The sequence below is a fragment of the Arthrobacter sp. Soil761 genome, from assembly GCF_001428325.1.
Lineage (GTDB): Bacteria > Actinomycetota > Actinomycetes > Actinomycetales > Micrococcaceae > Arthrobacter.
In genome coordinates this window covers 60,414-74,292 of the sequence record NZ_LMSF01000003.1, presented here as the reverse complement: position 1 = coordinate 74,292, position 13,879 = coordinate 60,414, and the positions used below count along the sequence as shown (strand labels likewise).

Below are 13,879 nucleotides of genomic sequence, written 5' to 3'. Positions count from 1 at the left end.
CGCTGGCGCATAACCGCTGGTTCGCCCTTTGCATGCTGCGTGTCAGGGATCAAAAGATAGGAATGTAACGGCAGGCTTAGGCAGTCCGAGCGGAAGATGCGTCGGCACGCCGTCAGGGAGAAGAGGTACTGCCCCGCGCGGCAGTGCCTCTTCTTTACCCAGACAGTCTGGTGGAGAACTATGCCCTTGGATGCGGCCGAGTCACGGGGATCTCTTGGCCCAGCCATCGGTCACCCAGAACCTGCCATGCACGCACCGCGGGCCTGACGTCAAACTTTCACTTCAGCATTTACTCCAGGGATAGATCGAAAGAAAGGTGACAAATCAACTTGAAACCCAAATTGAGAAGAATCAGGAAGATCAACAGTAAGAGTAGATTCCGTACACGGAGCGCCATCGCCATTCTGTCGGGTGCCATGGCTGCAGGCCTCGTGCTCCCAGTGAGCACCGCAGCTGCCATCGCCAGTACGACTTACGCGGAAACCTATCGTCCACAGTTCCATTACAGCCCGGCGCAGAACTGGATGAACGACCCGAACGGCCTTGTCTACTACAACGGTCAGTACCACCTCTTTTACCAGTACAACCCGTCTGGCAGCACATGGGGAAACATGTCTTGGGGCCATGCCGTGAGTCCTGATCTAACACACTGGACCGAGCTTCCTGTAGCCATTCCCCAAGACGATGCAGACATGATTTTCTCCGGCAGCGCGGTGGTCGACACTAAAAACACAGCCGGTTTCGGCTCACCTGGTAACCCTGCTCTCGTAGCGATCTACACCGCAGCGAACAAGACAACTGGCAACCAATCACAGGCTCTGGCCTACAGCACCGACGGTGGCCAGACGTTCACTAAGTATGCGGGGAACCCGGTACTGGACATCGGATCGAATAGCTTCCGCGATCCCAAGGTATTCTGGTACGCCCCCGGAAACGAGTGGATCATGGCCGCCGCTCTTTCGGATCAGCACAAAGTCACCTTTTACAGCTCACCCGACCTGAAGCAGTGGACACACCTCAATGATTTCGGTTCAGCAGGAGCCACCGGAGGCCCGTGGGAATGCCCCGATCTTTTTCCCTTGCCTGACCCCTCGGATCCGTCAAAGGAGAAATGGGTCCTCGTCGTCAACCTTAATCCCGGCGGGATCGCGGGTGGATCAGGTGCCCAGTATTTCACCGGCAGTTTTGACCCGGTGCACGGATTCACACCGGACGGGATCCCGCCCGCAGGGACTTCCTTGGGAAGTTTCGACACCGGTACCTTCGACGGATTAACTCCCACAGGAACCGCATTCGGTTCTGGACCCGCGACAGGAACCCTACCGGGGCAAATGCCTGTAACAGGCTGGGCCGGAGCAGGCTATGCGAGCAGCTTCAACGGCGGTGACGCATCAACCGGCAAGCTAAGCACACCCGACTTCAACATAAACAAAAACTACCTGAACTTCCTGATCGGCGGCGGAAACCATCCCTACGTGCCTGGCCAAGTTACACCTGACGGAATCCCAGAAGGAACAACACTCGCTGACTTTGAAGGGGCCGACTACGGATCAGGGTGGCAGACGACCGGAGACTTCATGAACACCGGGCCGGCCTCCGGCACCCTCGCCAACCAAAATCCAGTCAGCGGGTACATAGGTAATCACCTGGTGAATACCTTCACCAATGGTGACGGTCCGACAGGGTCCATCACCTCTCCCGCCTTCACCGTCTCCCATCGGTACGTGAACCTTCTGGTCGGCGGTGGGAACCACCCCTGGGGCAGCCCGAACCCGACAGCAGTGAACCTTGTCATTGACGGCCAGGTCATACAAACGGCAACGGGACAAGACAGCGAGCACTTGGGCTGGATCAGCTGGGACCTTGACGCCTACCAGGGAAGGTCGGCCTCGATACAGATCGTCGACCAGAACTCCGGCGGATGGGGCCATATCCTTGTCGACCAGATCATGTCCGGAGACCACCCGGTTTCGGTTGCCCAGGACACTTCCGTAAAGCTCGTTGTGGATGGCCGGGTCGCTCGGAGTGCCACTGGGCAGGACAGTGAGCATCTGGATTGGACCAGCTGGGACCTGAGCGACCTGCAAGGCAGGACCGGACACATAGAAGTCGACGACAACAATGCCAACACCTACGGAGGGGCATGGGCACACATCCTTGCCGACCAGATCAGCCTCTCCGACACCTCCGTCCCTGCCGTTCTGCAGCGCACGCACTGGGTCGATTTCGGAAGGGATGACTACGCTGCCGTAACCTACAACGACGCTCCGGACGGAAAACGAATCATGATTGGCTGGATGAACAACTGGGACTACGGCCAAGCAATCCCGACCTCGCCGTGGCGAAGCGCGATGACAATTCCCAAACAGCTTTCACTTAGCCTTATAAACGGCGAACCTACCTTGGTGCAGAACCCGGTAGACCAGATCGCACAGCTGTACACTGGCCAGCCGGCGGCAACGCAAAACCTAGCGCTCCCTCCTGGAACCACGCCTCTTCCGGCCAACGGTCAAGCGATGGACATCACTGCCACCTTCACGGCTGGAACCGCCACGTCTTACGGGCTGAAAGTGAGGGACGGAGGGGCGCAGGAGACCCTCATCGGGTATGACAACGCCACCGGCGATGTTTATTTGGACAGGACCAACTCCGGCAACAGCGGATTTGCATCAAGTTTCCCAGGGATCCAAAGGGCACATCTGCCAACTAACAACGGCACGGTCAAACTGCGTGTGCTTGTGGATTGGTCCTCAGTAGAGGTGTTTGCCAACGATGGGCAACTAGTCCTTACGGACCAAATCTTTCCGGACCCTTCAAGCCAGGCAGTTCAAGCGTTTGCTAATGGAGGAACAGCGACGCTCAACTCGTTCACCGCTACACAAGTAAGCTCCGCGTGGTAGAACCTCGCTCCAAATAAGAGGTGAACAAGGAAGAGAAGTCATGAGTTCAGCTCTCTCCCCTGAAGTGCCAGAGGGGGAAGTGCATGACTGACTGTGGGCCCCGGACCAGGAAGCAAATGGTCCGGGGCCGCAGGGACGACGAAATGCCTCTGACCGCAGGAAATAGCATCGAGGCGCACTCCGCAAACTCGGGTTTCCTGCAATGAAAAGTCTCAGAAGGACTCCCCTTACTGATTTGCAGACTGCCTCAAGCCGAACGCCGATGTCCATTGCACGGGACGGTGCGCCCCGGTAACTAGCTGCATTTGTCCGGCCTGGGCGGGAGGAGGAATGGACGACCGACAGGGTCTACTCCTGCTCGGTGCAATAAGAGGAAGGCCTGCGCCGTCCTCACCCCAATCCCTTTCAGCAAGCGAGCGAATCCCCTCCATGGCCCAGCACGGACGGCTGCGCGGTTCATGAAACGGAGAAATTCTGCTCGATAGACCGACCCCTACACAGGATGCTGCACCAGTTGGAAGCAGCCGGTTCACGCTTGGTCCAAGTCAGCTGCCCAGCCTGACTAGGTACGCAACGCTCCTCAGTTCGTCCCGAACGGAACGATTCAGGGGGAAAGTGTCCCAAATGGGCTCTGCCTCCCAGCCACTTCCATACATTGCCAGCAATCGGTCCCGAGACCGAAGCGGCGGGTTGCAGAGACACGGCGGCGAGGACGGCCCTTCTCATGAGCAAGGCGCCATACAGTCGGTTCTTCATCGGCGGTCTCCTGATATGTGGCCTGGTACTTGTTTCTGATAACAGAGCCAATTGTGTGCAGGCAGCACCCGGACGAGTATCAGATCGCGAACTGGTCAGTATCCGACGTTGAGCTGGGGTGGGTGACGAAGGCTTGCAGGTCCAGCAGTGTAGGTGGCTCAGCTCCTGTGCGGGAGACGGTGATGGCGGCTGCGTCAGCGGCGAAGGTCCCGGCCGAAAGCAGTTCTGACCCTGCGAGGGGCTCGAGTTGTGGGCGCCCTCGTCGTAGGAGTGCGGTGAGGAGTGCGGCCATGTAGCTGTCCCCGGCGCCCACGGTGTCTTGGACTCTAACGTCCGGGATCGGGTCGATGGTAATGATCTCGCCGGCGGACAGGAGCAGCGAGCCGCGGGCTCCTTTGGTGACCGCGGTGACTGGGCCTTTACTTGCTATGGTGCGGGCTGCTTCTTCCTCCGTGAGGCCGGGATACAGGAAAGCAGCGTCCTCGTCGCTGAGTTTAAGAACGTCAGCCAGACCGGCAATACGCTCAAAGCGCTTCAGCGCCGCCGCTTTATTGCCGACCAGGTCGCGGCGGATGTTCGGGTCGAAGCTCACAGTTGCATGCGGTCGAAGCGCTGTCACGATCTTCTCGACCTCGTCGGCCCCGGGGGAAATGAAAGCGGAAATGGAGCCGATGTGGACGTGGTCCACCTGTGGGAGGGAGACCTGTGCGGGGACCGTCCAATTGATGTCGAAGGTATAGAGCGCGGAGCCGTCTGTTTGAATCTCGGCACGTGCCGTCGATGTGGCGGGAAGAGACCAGGATTCGGGCAGTATTTCTACTCCGGCAGCGCGGAGGCGGCTCGCGATCGCCTGGCCCTTTGAATCAGGGCCAAGTGCAGTGAGGAAGGAGGTCCTAATGCCTAGGCGGGCCAGCCCCAGAGCGACATTTGCTGGTGAACCGCCGGGGGATTCCTTTGCTCTGCCGGGCACGGCGATGATATCGATGAGTGCTTCCCCCACAACCAAAACATGAGGGTCAGTTTGGTGGCGCGGTTCGGATAGCTGGGCCTGATAGCCCTCGAGAGACGAAGCTTGTGGTGCATCACTTATGGAGTGGCGGATGCTGGCGCCAAAGAATTTCTGCATGGGTATCCTCCTGTGCAGACGTGCTGGGGTGGGCTGGCTTTCCAGCCAGCGGAATGGGTCTTCGAGGTGGGCCCGCTTGTTCACGGCCAGCCCCGGCATACTGGATCACTTGTATAGATGCTGTTCGAACGGTTCCCGCTGGCGCGGCTGAGGATTAGCGTGTGGCGGAAGCCGTAGGGCCTAAAGACTGTGCCGGCGGGGTGACGGTTTCACATGTGTTGCCATCGGAGGTCTACTTCTTTTATCTGGCCGTATGGGACCGTATCGGACAGTTCCACTGTCAGAGTCCGGTGATCCTGGCGTGAGACAAGGATTCCTTGCCTGCCGTGCCTGGATGCGGCTTCGATGGCCGCGGCCACCGCCTTGTCGACCTTGGTGTCCAGGTCCCTTCGGTGTGCCAAGTGAATGGCAACCGAATACAAGTTCGTTTTTCGTTTGTCGAGCATTCGTGGTCCTTGTTCTCGCCGGTTTGAGTCCCAACGCGCGGCACGCCGAACAGGTTGTGGAGTCAGTGCCATGTGAAAGCCTCTGGCGTGGTCCCGTCCGGGGCCGGAGGGGCTAACCTTTCACGGCACCAACGGTCATGCCTGCGATGACTTGCTTTTGGAAGAGCGCGTAAATGATGAGCTGGGGGAGCAGCACGAGAGTCGCTGATGCCATCATGCCGCCATAGTCAACTGTGTACTGTCCCTGGAACCGGGAGACGGCCAGGGAAACCGTCACCATGTCCGGGTTGTTGATCAGAATCGAGGCAAAGGGGAACTCGTTGAAGACGTATACGACGTTGAAGATGAGAATAGTGGCGATCACAGGCCTCATCAGCGGTAAAACGACCGTCCAGCAGAGCCGCCACAGGCCCGCCCCGTCGATGATGGCGGCTTCTTCAAGTTCGGACGGGAATTCGCGGAGGAACCCTGTCAGCAGCAGTGTGTTGAAGGGTATGGAGACGGCTATGTAGGGCAGGATCAGTGCGGCGTAGGTTCCAAAAACCCCGAGGGCGAGGTCCATGCGATACACGGGAAAGAGCAGGATGTAGACGGGAACGACGAGGCCGGCCAGGAGGTAATAGCGAAGGCCGGACTGTGTCTTCCTGCGTCGGAAGATCATGCGCGTCAGGGCAAATGACGCGGTGAACGAAACTGCTGTTCCGACGGAGACTGAGATCACGGCGATCAAGATGGTGTTGCCGTACATCTTCAGCAGCGGCAGCGAGCCGATGACCTTGACGTAGTTGTCGAAGGTGAGGTTGGTCAGGGAGAAGGGGTTTCCCAGGATGTTGCCGCTTGGTTGGAATGAGAGCAGCACGATCCACAACAGGGGAAGCACGATGATGAAGGTGATGAGGTAGGCGATGGCGCCCGAAATGAGGGCGAACCTGCGGCGGCGGTCGCGCTTGGGGTTCGGCTTGCCCGCGGGCGAATCGTGCGGGCGGCTGATTTCGACTTCAGGGGCGGGGAGGGGGAGTGCGGTCTTCATGCTGTTTTTCTTTCCCGCGAAAGTGCCAGGTAGGCAATGGAGACGATGGCGCCGAGCACTGTGATGATGACGGCGAGAGCCATGCCCAGTCCGTACTTTTGATTGGTGAAGGTAGTGAAGTACATGTAGCTGACGAGGGTTTCGGAGCGGTGGACGGGGCCCCCGCCGGTCAGCATGTAGACGAGTTCGAAGATTTTGAAGACGTTCGTGATCATCAGGATCGTGACGATGGCGAAGGTTTCGCGCATCATCGGAATGGTGACGAAGCGCAGTTGCTGGAGGCCGGTGGCCCCGTCGAGCGCACTGGCTTCCATCACATCTTCCGGGAGGACCTGCCGGCCGGCGTAAAAGATTGTCATGGCGAAGCCGATGCTGCTCCAAATGAAGACCAGGGAGACGGCGTAAGGGGTCAAGGTGTCACCGCCGATCCACTGGACGGGGGCGGCCCCGAGAAGGCCCAGCACCCGGTTCAGCAAACCGATTTTTGGGTCGAGTATGAAGACCCAGATGAGGCCAATAAGGATCGGGGCGATAATGGCGGGTCCAAAGACAAGGGCACGCAGTGCACCCGTGCCGGGGATCTTGCGGCGAAGCAGCAACGCCAACCCGAACGATGCCGGGACGAGGACGGCGATGCTGATGACGAGGATGATGACCGTATTCTGCAGGGCCCGCCAGAAGAAGGGGTCCTGCCCCAGCGAGATGTAGTTCTCAAGGCCGATGAAGTCGGGGGTGCCGAAGCCACGAAACCTGGTGAAACTGAAGCCCATCGAATAGATGACCGGGTAGACGACGAAGAGGGTAAAAAGGACCAGTGCCGGAGCGATCATCGCGATGATCTTCCAGCGGGAACTTATCCAGACCACGGTTGGATACTTTCTGCTATCAGAGTGGCGACGGTGGCCCCGGCTCTGACGCCGGGGCCACCTGAGCCGACTACTTTGACTGAATTGCGGACTGAACCAGGTCGACGGCCTGCTGAGGCGTCAACTGATTCTGAATTACGCCGTAGATGCTGTCATACATGGCGTTCGCAACCGTGGTCGGAACGAGCAGATCCGGCTGGGACTCAGGGCTTGTTACGCCGGGGGCTTTCGCAGCATCAAGGGCCGCCTTCAAGGCGCTCTGGGACGCCTGGTCCACCTTGGGTGCGTAGGTCGTCACGGGCGGCTGCCCGTTGTCAACGAGCAGCTGCTGTGCCTGATCGCCGTAGTAGAAGGCGATGAACTTCTTGACGGCGTCCATCTTTGCGTTGTCCTTTGAAACCTTCGCGCTGACCGCGAGGGGCGCGGATGCAACGTTCATGATGATGTTCTGGTTTCCGACGCCGTCTTTGAACTGTGGGCCTGACCAGAAGCCGACGTTATCTGCAGTGGCGGACTTCTGGATGGCACTGGATGCCCAGACGCCGGCGTCGAGCATTGCAGCCTTGCCGCTCGTGAACTGGTCGACTGCCTGCTGGTAGGTCTGGGTGGATACGTTCGAAGCGAAGGCACCAGCATCGCGCAGTTCTGCAATGTGCTGGTAGAAGCGGAGGAAGTCAGCGTTGTTGTAGCTTTCGTTGCCCTTCAGAATTCCCTGGATCTTGTCCTCGTATCCGAAGCGGTCCAGGTCAGTAAGGAAGCTCCACACGCTGAAAGCCGACTGATTGGCCCCGTTGGAGATGGTGGTGATTCCTTTCTCCTTCAGCGTCTTGGCCACCTTCAAGAGGTCGTCGAAGGTCACAGGCACCTGCAACCCGTTGTCCTGCAGAATTTTCTTGTTGTACCAGAGGCCGGTGAGAAGCCCTTGGTAGGGGACTCCGTAGATCGCATCGCCGGACGTGAAGTTGGAAACGGTGCTCTTGGGAAACTTGTCGGTGAGGTTCAGATCTTTCAACACCGGAGCCAAGTCCATGAGCTTCCCGCCTTGCAGCATCTCCTCCGCATTGGACTTATAAACCCAAAAAACGTCGGGCAGCGTGTCACTTTGAGCTGCGATGGAGAGCTTCTGCAGGTGCTCAGAGACAGCCTCACCCGTGACGTCCACCTTGATGTTCGGGTTCTCTTTCTCAAAGGCCTGAATGATTGCCCAGGTCGCGGGATCGGCCGTCTGGACGTCAGGGTTCTGCATTGACAGTGAAATTGTGGTCGGGCCACCTGCGGATGACGACGATCCTGAGCCGCACCCGGCAAGGCCGCTCACCGTGGCGGACGCGGCAAGAACAACAGCGGCAATCTGACGGGAACGTCCCGCTTTGCTGAAGGAAAACGACACTTTCATCTCCTTTGACGAGCGAGTGGCCGGATCCGGGCACTCTGGGTTCTGGTGGGGGGGCGCACCCACCCGGGGGTGGGAAGCTGGGCAAAATTTACGAATCCATCGAAACGTTTGCGCGAAACGTTTGTCTGAAGTTAGAGCGTTCCGGATTTGTTGTCAAGCGTGAGGCCCGTCACATCGCTTCGAGGGACGTAATTTTCCGTCGATTCCCGCCATTCGATCCGCTGGCGGAGCCGGACCGTCCGCGGGCTCGCCTCGGGGGATCGCAGCCGTTCTACCAGTAGTTTTACCGCAGCCACGCCCATGTCGAACGCAGGCTGCCGAACCGTGGTCAACTGCGGCGTGAAGAGCTCCGGCTTATCGAAACCGTCGAAGGTCGCAAAGGCAAGGTTTCCCGGTGTGGACAGCCCGGCGTCGGACATTATCTGAAGGCTAAGCGCTGCCAATGGGGTGCTGCAGGCGATAACCGCAGTGATTGCCCCTGTTCCAACATGCGTTTTCAACTCGACCGCAATGGCGTCGTTGTCCGTGCCGGTGATTACGACCTGGTCGTCCAGGCTGATCCGGGCTTCAAAGATGGCGTCAACGAAGCCATCCATACGCTCGCGGAGTGTTGGCACGCGCACGTCTCCCGCGACGACCGCGAAGCGCTTGTGGCCGGCGGTGAGAAGGCGTGCCGCCAGCTGGCGCATGGTTTCCCGGTTGTCGGCGCCTACCTGATCAAAAGGAAGGTCCGGGAAGATCCGGTCGAGGAGTATGGTGGGTGGCTTTTCTTGCTCCAAAGAGTCGAGGAGTGCGGGATCGGATTCTGCCGCCCTGGCCAGAATCAGGCCGTCCACGCGGCGGTTAAGGAGGGTCTGAACCGCTTTCCGCTCCCTGTTAATGTCCTCGGCGGAACTGGCCAACACCAAGGTAAGGCCAACTTCGGCGGCGGCGTGCTCAACACCGTGAACCATTTCGGCGAAGGCTGGCTCTCCGGCATTGGAGACAACCAGGCCAATGCTGTCAGTTTGCGAGCGGCGCAGCGCCCTTGCCAGCGCATCCTGCCGGTATCCGATTGACTCGATAGCATCCAGAACTCGCTGGCGGGTTTCCGGCTCAACGTTGCGGGTGCCGTTCAGTACGTGTGAAACGGTGGAAACGGAGACTTTCGCCTTCCGTGCCACCTCGACCATGGTCCCCAATAGCTCACCTCATCATGTAGCGGCGCATCGTTTGCGCAAATCCCAACAGAACCTTCACCCGCCGGATATCCCGCGCCAACGCAGGAAATTCCGGAACGCAGTTGCGTTCGCAGGTCAAATGAGTCTAGCATCCACACCACGCAAACGTTTCGATGCTTTCTGCTACTGATGCTGGAAGTGGCGCTGATCCCCGGAAGGACAACGATGACCGAAAACCAAACCCCCGCAGGAATCTTGGGGGACCTGACACGAGCCCGTCGAGCAAGGACTGCGCGGGCTTCAAGCTTCGACCAGACCGGGCGGAACACGGACAACTGGATTGTCATGCCGGGCGAGGAAAGGACTCTGGCAGATATTGAAGGGCCCGGCTACATCACGCACATCTGGATGACGCAGTCGTGCCGCATCCAGCCCGGGCCCGGGCAAATTGACCCTCACGTCGTCGGTGTGCCCATGCTTGAAATCCACAACGCACTGGGCGTGAGCTGGGAAGTGGTGGACCCTGACTACTACCGCAAGATCGTGCTGAAGATGTACTGGGACGATCAGGAGACCCCCAGTGTCGTCGCCCCGCTGGGAGACTTCTTTGGGCTAATGAACTCTCTTTCAGGTTCGTACGACTCTTTGCCGCTGTCGGTCTCTGCGAAAGAACCGGAACTTCACACCTTTGGCGGGTCCGCTGCTTTCAACAGCTACTTCCGCATGCCTTTTGGTAAGCGGGCGAGGATTGTCGTCGAAAATCAGAACGACATCCCCTACCTCCAGTACTTCTATATCGACTATGAACTCGTCGAGGATCCGATTCCCGAGGACACGCTTTACTTTCACGCTCACTGGCGCCGGGCTCTGCCAAACCAGGGCTGGGCACCGGACCTGCAAGCCAACAGCATCGAGACGACCGTTGCCAATCTCGACGGGAAGGATAACTACGTCGCGCTGGAGACCGAGGGGCGTGGTCACTACGTCGGATGCACACTGGCCGTCCGTCACTTTCAGGGATCCTGGTGGGGGGAAGGAGACGACATGATCTTCATTGACGACGACACCTGGCCCCCGAGCCTGCACGGCACGGGCATGGAAGACTACTTCGGGCACGCCTGGGGCATGCAGCACAACGCATACCAGTTCAACGGAACCATCGTCCACGAGGAAGACGTCCCCGGGTTCCACCACAGCTACCGCTTCCACATGGTCGACCCCATCCGCTTTGAAAAGCGGATCAAGGTGTCATTCGAGCATGGCCACGGGAATCACCTTTCCGACGATTGGTCATCAACCGCCTACTGGTACCAAACTCTTCCCTCCCCGGTTCTGGACATCCCCGCCATGGAGGAGCGGTTGCCGCTGCGTCCCATCGACCGGGTCATCCAGGCACCCCTTCCTGAACTAAACGAAGAGCAACAGGCGGCTCGTGCCGCCGCCGCAAAGCGAATGGACGCGTTCGTGGACCGCCGCGACGCGCTCCGCGAACAACGCCGCAGCCAGGTCGATGACTGGGAACGGGGCAACGCCGAAATCGCCCGTGACATCCGTGCACGTTTTGCCGGGAAGGACAACTAATGCGGCCGGCATTCCACTTCACCGCCAAGAGCGGCTGGATCAACGACCCCCATGGCATCACTGTCACTAACGGCGAATACCACCTCTTTTACCAGTACGTCCCAGACAGCACGGTCTGGGCACCGAACTGTCATTGGGGACATGCCCGGGGTACAGACCTGTTCTCCCTTGAACAGCTTCCCGTCGCAATCGCGCCGGGCGAAGGCGACGACGGAATCTGGACAGGTTCCCTCGTTACCGATGACAACAATCAGACCCGCATCTTCTACACCTCCACAGCCCAGCCCAATATCGGGATCGGCCGCATCCGAACTGCCGTACCGAAGGACAGTGATTGGATTGAATGGGAGAAGGGAGACTTTGTGGCCGAGGCCCCGGAGGGCCTCGACATCATCGCCTACCGCGACCCCTTTCTTGTGAAGGACGCAGATTGCTGGCGGATGTTCGTCGGTGCCGGTTCGTCGGACGGGACGGCAATGGCACTGAGTTACACGTCGTCTGACCTGCAGGCATGGGAATACGTGGGCATCGCCCTGGAACGCTCTACCAAGGAAAGGGATCCAGTATGGCTCGGAGCGCTATGGGAGTGCCCGCAGATCTTTGAAGTCGACGGCCAGCACGTTATGGTCTCCTCTGTTTGGGACGACGATGTACTGCACTACGCGGGTTATGCCGTAGGCGCTTACACCGAGGGCCACTTCGATGCGCGCTCCTGGGGACGCCTTACTTACGGCCCAAGCTACTACGCCCCCTCGTTCTTCCGCGACACCGACGGGCGGCCCTGCCTGACCTTCTGGATGCGTGGAATTGCCGATGAGGAAGCGGGGTGGGCCAGTGCACACAGCATCCCACACGTTCTCACCTATAAGGACGATCGGCTGATCGCAAGCCCCCACCCAGACATCGAGAAATACCGAACCTCACCTGCAGAAGAAGGAGAGCTTCCCGGCCTTTCCGGCGACATCATCTGGTGCCCGGAACCAGGAGAGCTTCTGCGCGTAACTTCAGGCGGGAACACGGTCTTTCTGCTTGACGCCAACGCTCCGACGCTTACAGCAAAGACTGCCTCAGAGACCCATGAGACCCCCTACTCAGGAGGAGAAGTTCGCATCATTCTTGACGCCAACGCCGTCGAAATCTCCTCAGCGGAGGGTGTACTCGGCTTTGCATCCATGCCTGAAGGCAGCACGTACCGGGTGGAGGCACCGAACGCAACCACCTACCCGCTGATTCGTCCCGTTCAATAAGTCCCGGCGGAAACGGCCTCAATCACTGACCAGCGAACCCCGAATCCTCCCCTTTTCCGGACTTTACCAATTCGGGAAAGGGGAGGTTGGGACGTCGATAGGGCTTCACAGCGCAGCGGGAGTCCGACTTAGAGCGGTGACCAGATAGCGATGCCGCATTCCTATGCCGCCAGCTGGCCTTTTCTTGTAGCGAAGGAGAAATAGGTGATCGCGCAAAAAGATTTCAGCACAAAACGTCCTGCTACGCCGTCCGGGACGCCGGCATCGCTGGTTCCCGTACCGGCCGCAGTTCTGGCTGCGACCGCACTCATCCTGTTCGTCGTAGCAGCTAACTACGTCGGCAGCGGCGGGGTTACCGCCCTCTTCTTAGTATCAGTTCTCTTTTCACGAGTGCTCGCTGTTGAGTCCGCCAGAACACGGCGGAGCAAAAAGGGCCGACGGGTAAGCGATGAGCAGTAAAGACCCAAATCGGCTTAGATCCTGAGCACCACCTCCTCTGGTTCCCGGAAGCCCAGCCGTTCAGAGCAGGTGTTCTCGCAGCTACTTCTACTCCCCTGCCCGTTTTAAAGAGCCGATAATGGCGATTCTGTAAGGCTACGGCCCAAAGGGCGACTCAGCGGGGGAGAGGGTTCGCGTCGCCTTGGCTTGCCGCAGGTACTGGTAGACCGTCTCCCTGCTGATCCCGTAGTCACGGGCAAGAACGACTTTCGGAACGCCGCCGTCGGCGCGCTGGACCAGTTCGGCTGCCCGCTCCGGTGTGAGGGTCTTTTTCCGCCCTTTGTAAGCGCCGCGCTGCTTGGCCAGGGCGATGCCCTCCCGCTGGCGTTCCCGGATGAGAGAGCGTTCGAATTCAGCGAACGCGCCCATAACGGAGAGCATAAGGTTGGCCATGGGGGAGTCCTCTCCGGTGAAGACCAGGCTCTCTTTGAGGAACTCAACGCGTACGCCTTTGCGTGTCAGTCCCTGGACCAAGGCCCGCAGGTCATCGAGGTTGCGGGCGAGCCGGTCCATGCTGTGCACAACCACCGTGTCCCCATCGCGGGCGAACCGCAGCATTTCGGTGAGCTGCGGCCTGACTGTGTCCCTACCAGAGGCCTTGTCCGTGAAAATCCGGTCCAGAACCTGGCCTTCCAGCTGACGCTTCTCGTTCTGGTCGAGCGTGCTCACGCGCACGTACCCGATTCGCTGTCCAGCCATCGCACCTCCCAACCCTCATCCTGTCAGGTTGAGTTCTAGGCTCATCCAAGAACAAAGTCAAGACCTACAGCTCGAGTTCGTCAGGCTGGGTCTGTTCTAACCAGACGACCTCTCCCTGAACAGGTAGCAAATAGGTGGTTTGAGTACAGCAACTGTGCCTCGGTACGTCTCCCA

9 protein-coding genes are annotated in these 13,879 nt (G+C 59.2%); 3 read left to right on the top strand and 6 right to left on the bottom strand.

Annotation, left to right across the window (positions count from 1 at the left end; all coding sequences use genetic code 11):
• Nucleotides 1-440: 440 nt before the first annotated feature.
• Complete coding sequence (locus ASG79_RS04320; protein ID WP_321165391.1) at nucleotides 441-2,900, top strand: GH32 C-terminal domain-containing protein; 2,460 nt, start codon at nucleotides 441-443, stop codon at nucleotides 2,898-2,900.
• Between the two features lie 835 nt (nucleotides 2,901-3,735).
• Here ASG79_RS04320 and ASG79_RS04315 read toward each other — a convergent pair.
• From ASG79_RS04315 to ASG79_RS04290, 5 genes are all read right to left on the bottom strand, one after another.
• Nucleotides 3,736-4,656, bottom strand: coding sequence for a carbohydrate kinase family protein (locus ASG79_RS04315; RefSeq protein ID WP_235509731.1), 921 nt, complete (start codon nucleotides 4,654-4,656; stop codon nucleotides 3,736-3,738).
• Between the two features lie 684 nt (nucleotides 4,657-5,340).
• Nucleotides 5,341-6,258 (bottom strand): carbohydrate ABC transporter permease, encoded by a 918-nt coding sequence (locus ASG79_RS04305; protein ID WP_082581665.1) that lies wholly within the window; start codon nucleotides 6,256-6,258, stop codon nucleotides 5,341-5,343.
• Nucleotides 6,255-7,124, bottom strand: a complete 870-nt coding sequence (locus ASG79_RS04300) for a carbohydrate ABC transporter permease (RefSeq protein WP_056388736.1) — start codon at nucleotides 7,122-7,124, stop codon at nucleotides 6,255-6,257. Before ASG79_RS04300 ends, ASG79_RS04305 begins: the two co-directional genes overlap by 4 nt.
• Before the next feature lie 70 nt (nucleotides 7,125-7,194).
• Entirely contained in the window at nucleotides 7,195-8,514 is a 1,320-nt protein-coding gene (locus ASG79_RS04295; RefSeq protein ID WP_200953143.1) for an ABC transporter substrate-binding protein, read from the bottom strand.
• A gap of 137 nt (nucleotides 8,515-8,651) precedes the next feature.
• Complete coding sequence (locus ASG79_RS04290; RefSeq protein WP_235509730.1) at nucleotides 8,652-9,692, bottom strand: LacI family DNA-binding transcriptional regulator; 1,041 nt, start codon at nucleotides 9,690-9,692, stop codon at nucleotides 8,652-8,654.
• A 213-nt stretch (nucleotides 9,693-9,905) separates the two neighbouring features.
• Between ASG79_RS04290 and ASG79_RS04285 the strand changes: the two genes are divergently transcribed.
• Both ASG79_RS04285 and ASG79_RS04280 read left to right on the top strand, forming a co-directional pair.
• Nucleotides 9,906-11,261 (top strand): glycoside hydrolase family 172 protein, encoded by a 1,356-nt coding sequence (locus tag ASG79_RS04285; RefSeq protein WP_056388730.1) that lies wholly within the window; start codon nucleotides 9,906-9,908, stop codon nucleotides 11,259-11,261.
• Nucleotides 11,261-12,508: a glycoside hydrolase family 32 protein gene (locus ASG79_RS04280; RefSeq protein WP_056388727.1), complete on the top strand. Its 1,248-nt coding sequence runs from the start codon at nucleotides 11,261-11,263 to the stop codon at nucleotides 12,506-12,508. Before ASG79_RS04285 ends, ASG79_RS04280 begins: the two co-directional genes overlap by 1 nt.
• Before the next feature lie 594 nt (nucleotides 12,509-13,102).
• Here ASG79_RS04280 and ASG79_RS04275 read toward each other — a convergent pair.
• Nucleotides 13,103-13,705 carry a recombinase family protein gene (locus tag ASG79_RS04275; RefSeq protein ID WP_056388726.1) on the bottom strand — a complete coding sequence of 201 codons (603 nt, stop codon included), beginning with the start codon at nucleotides 13,703-13,705 and terminating at the stop codon, nucleotides 13,103-13,105.
• Nucleotides 13,706-13,879: the final 174 nt, after the last annotated feature.

Excerpts from the sequence above, each read along its gene's own strand:
- ASG79_RS04275 (WP_056388726.1), bottom strand. The coding sequence starts at position 13,705 with ATGGCTGGACAGCGAATCGGGTACGTGCGCGTGAGCACGCTCGACCAG.
- ASG79_RS04290 (WP_235509730.1), bottom strand. The coding sequence starts at position 9,692 with ATGGTCGAGGTGGCACGGAAGGCGAAAGTCTCCGTTTCCACCGTTTCA.
- ASG79_RS04305 (WP_082581665.1), bottom strand. The coding sequence starts at position 6,258 with ATGAAGACCGCACTCCCCCTCCCCGCCCCTGAAGTCGAAATCAGCCGC.
- ASG79_RS04285 (WP_056388730.1), top strand. The coding sequence starts at position 9,906 with ATGACCGAAAACCAAACCCCCGCAGGAATCTTGGGGGACCTGACACGA.
- ASG79_RS04280 (WP_056388727.1), top strand. The coding sequence starts at position 11,261 with ATGCGGCCGGCATTCCACTTCACCGCCAAGAGCGGCTGGATCAACGAC.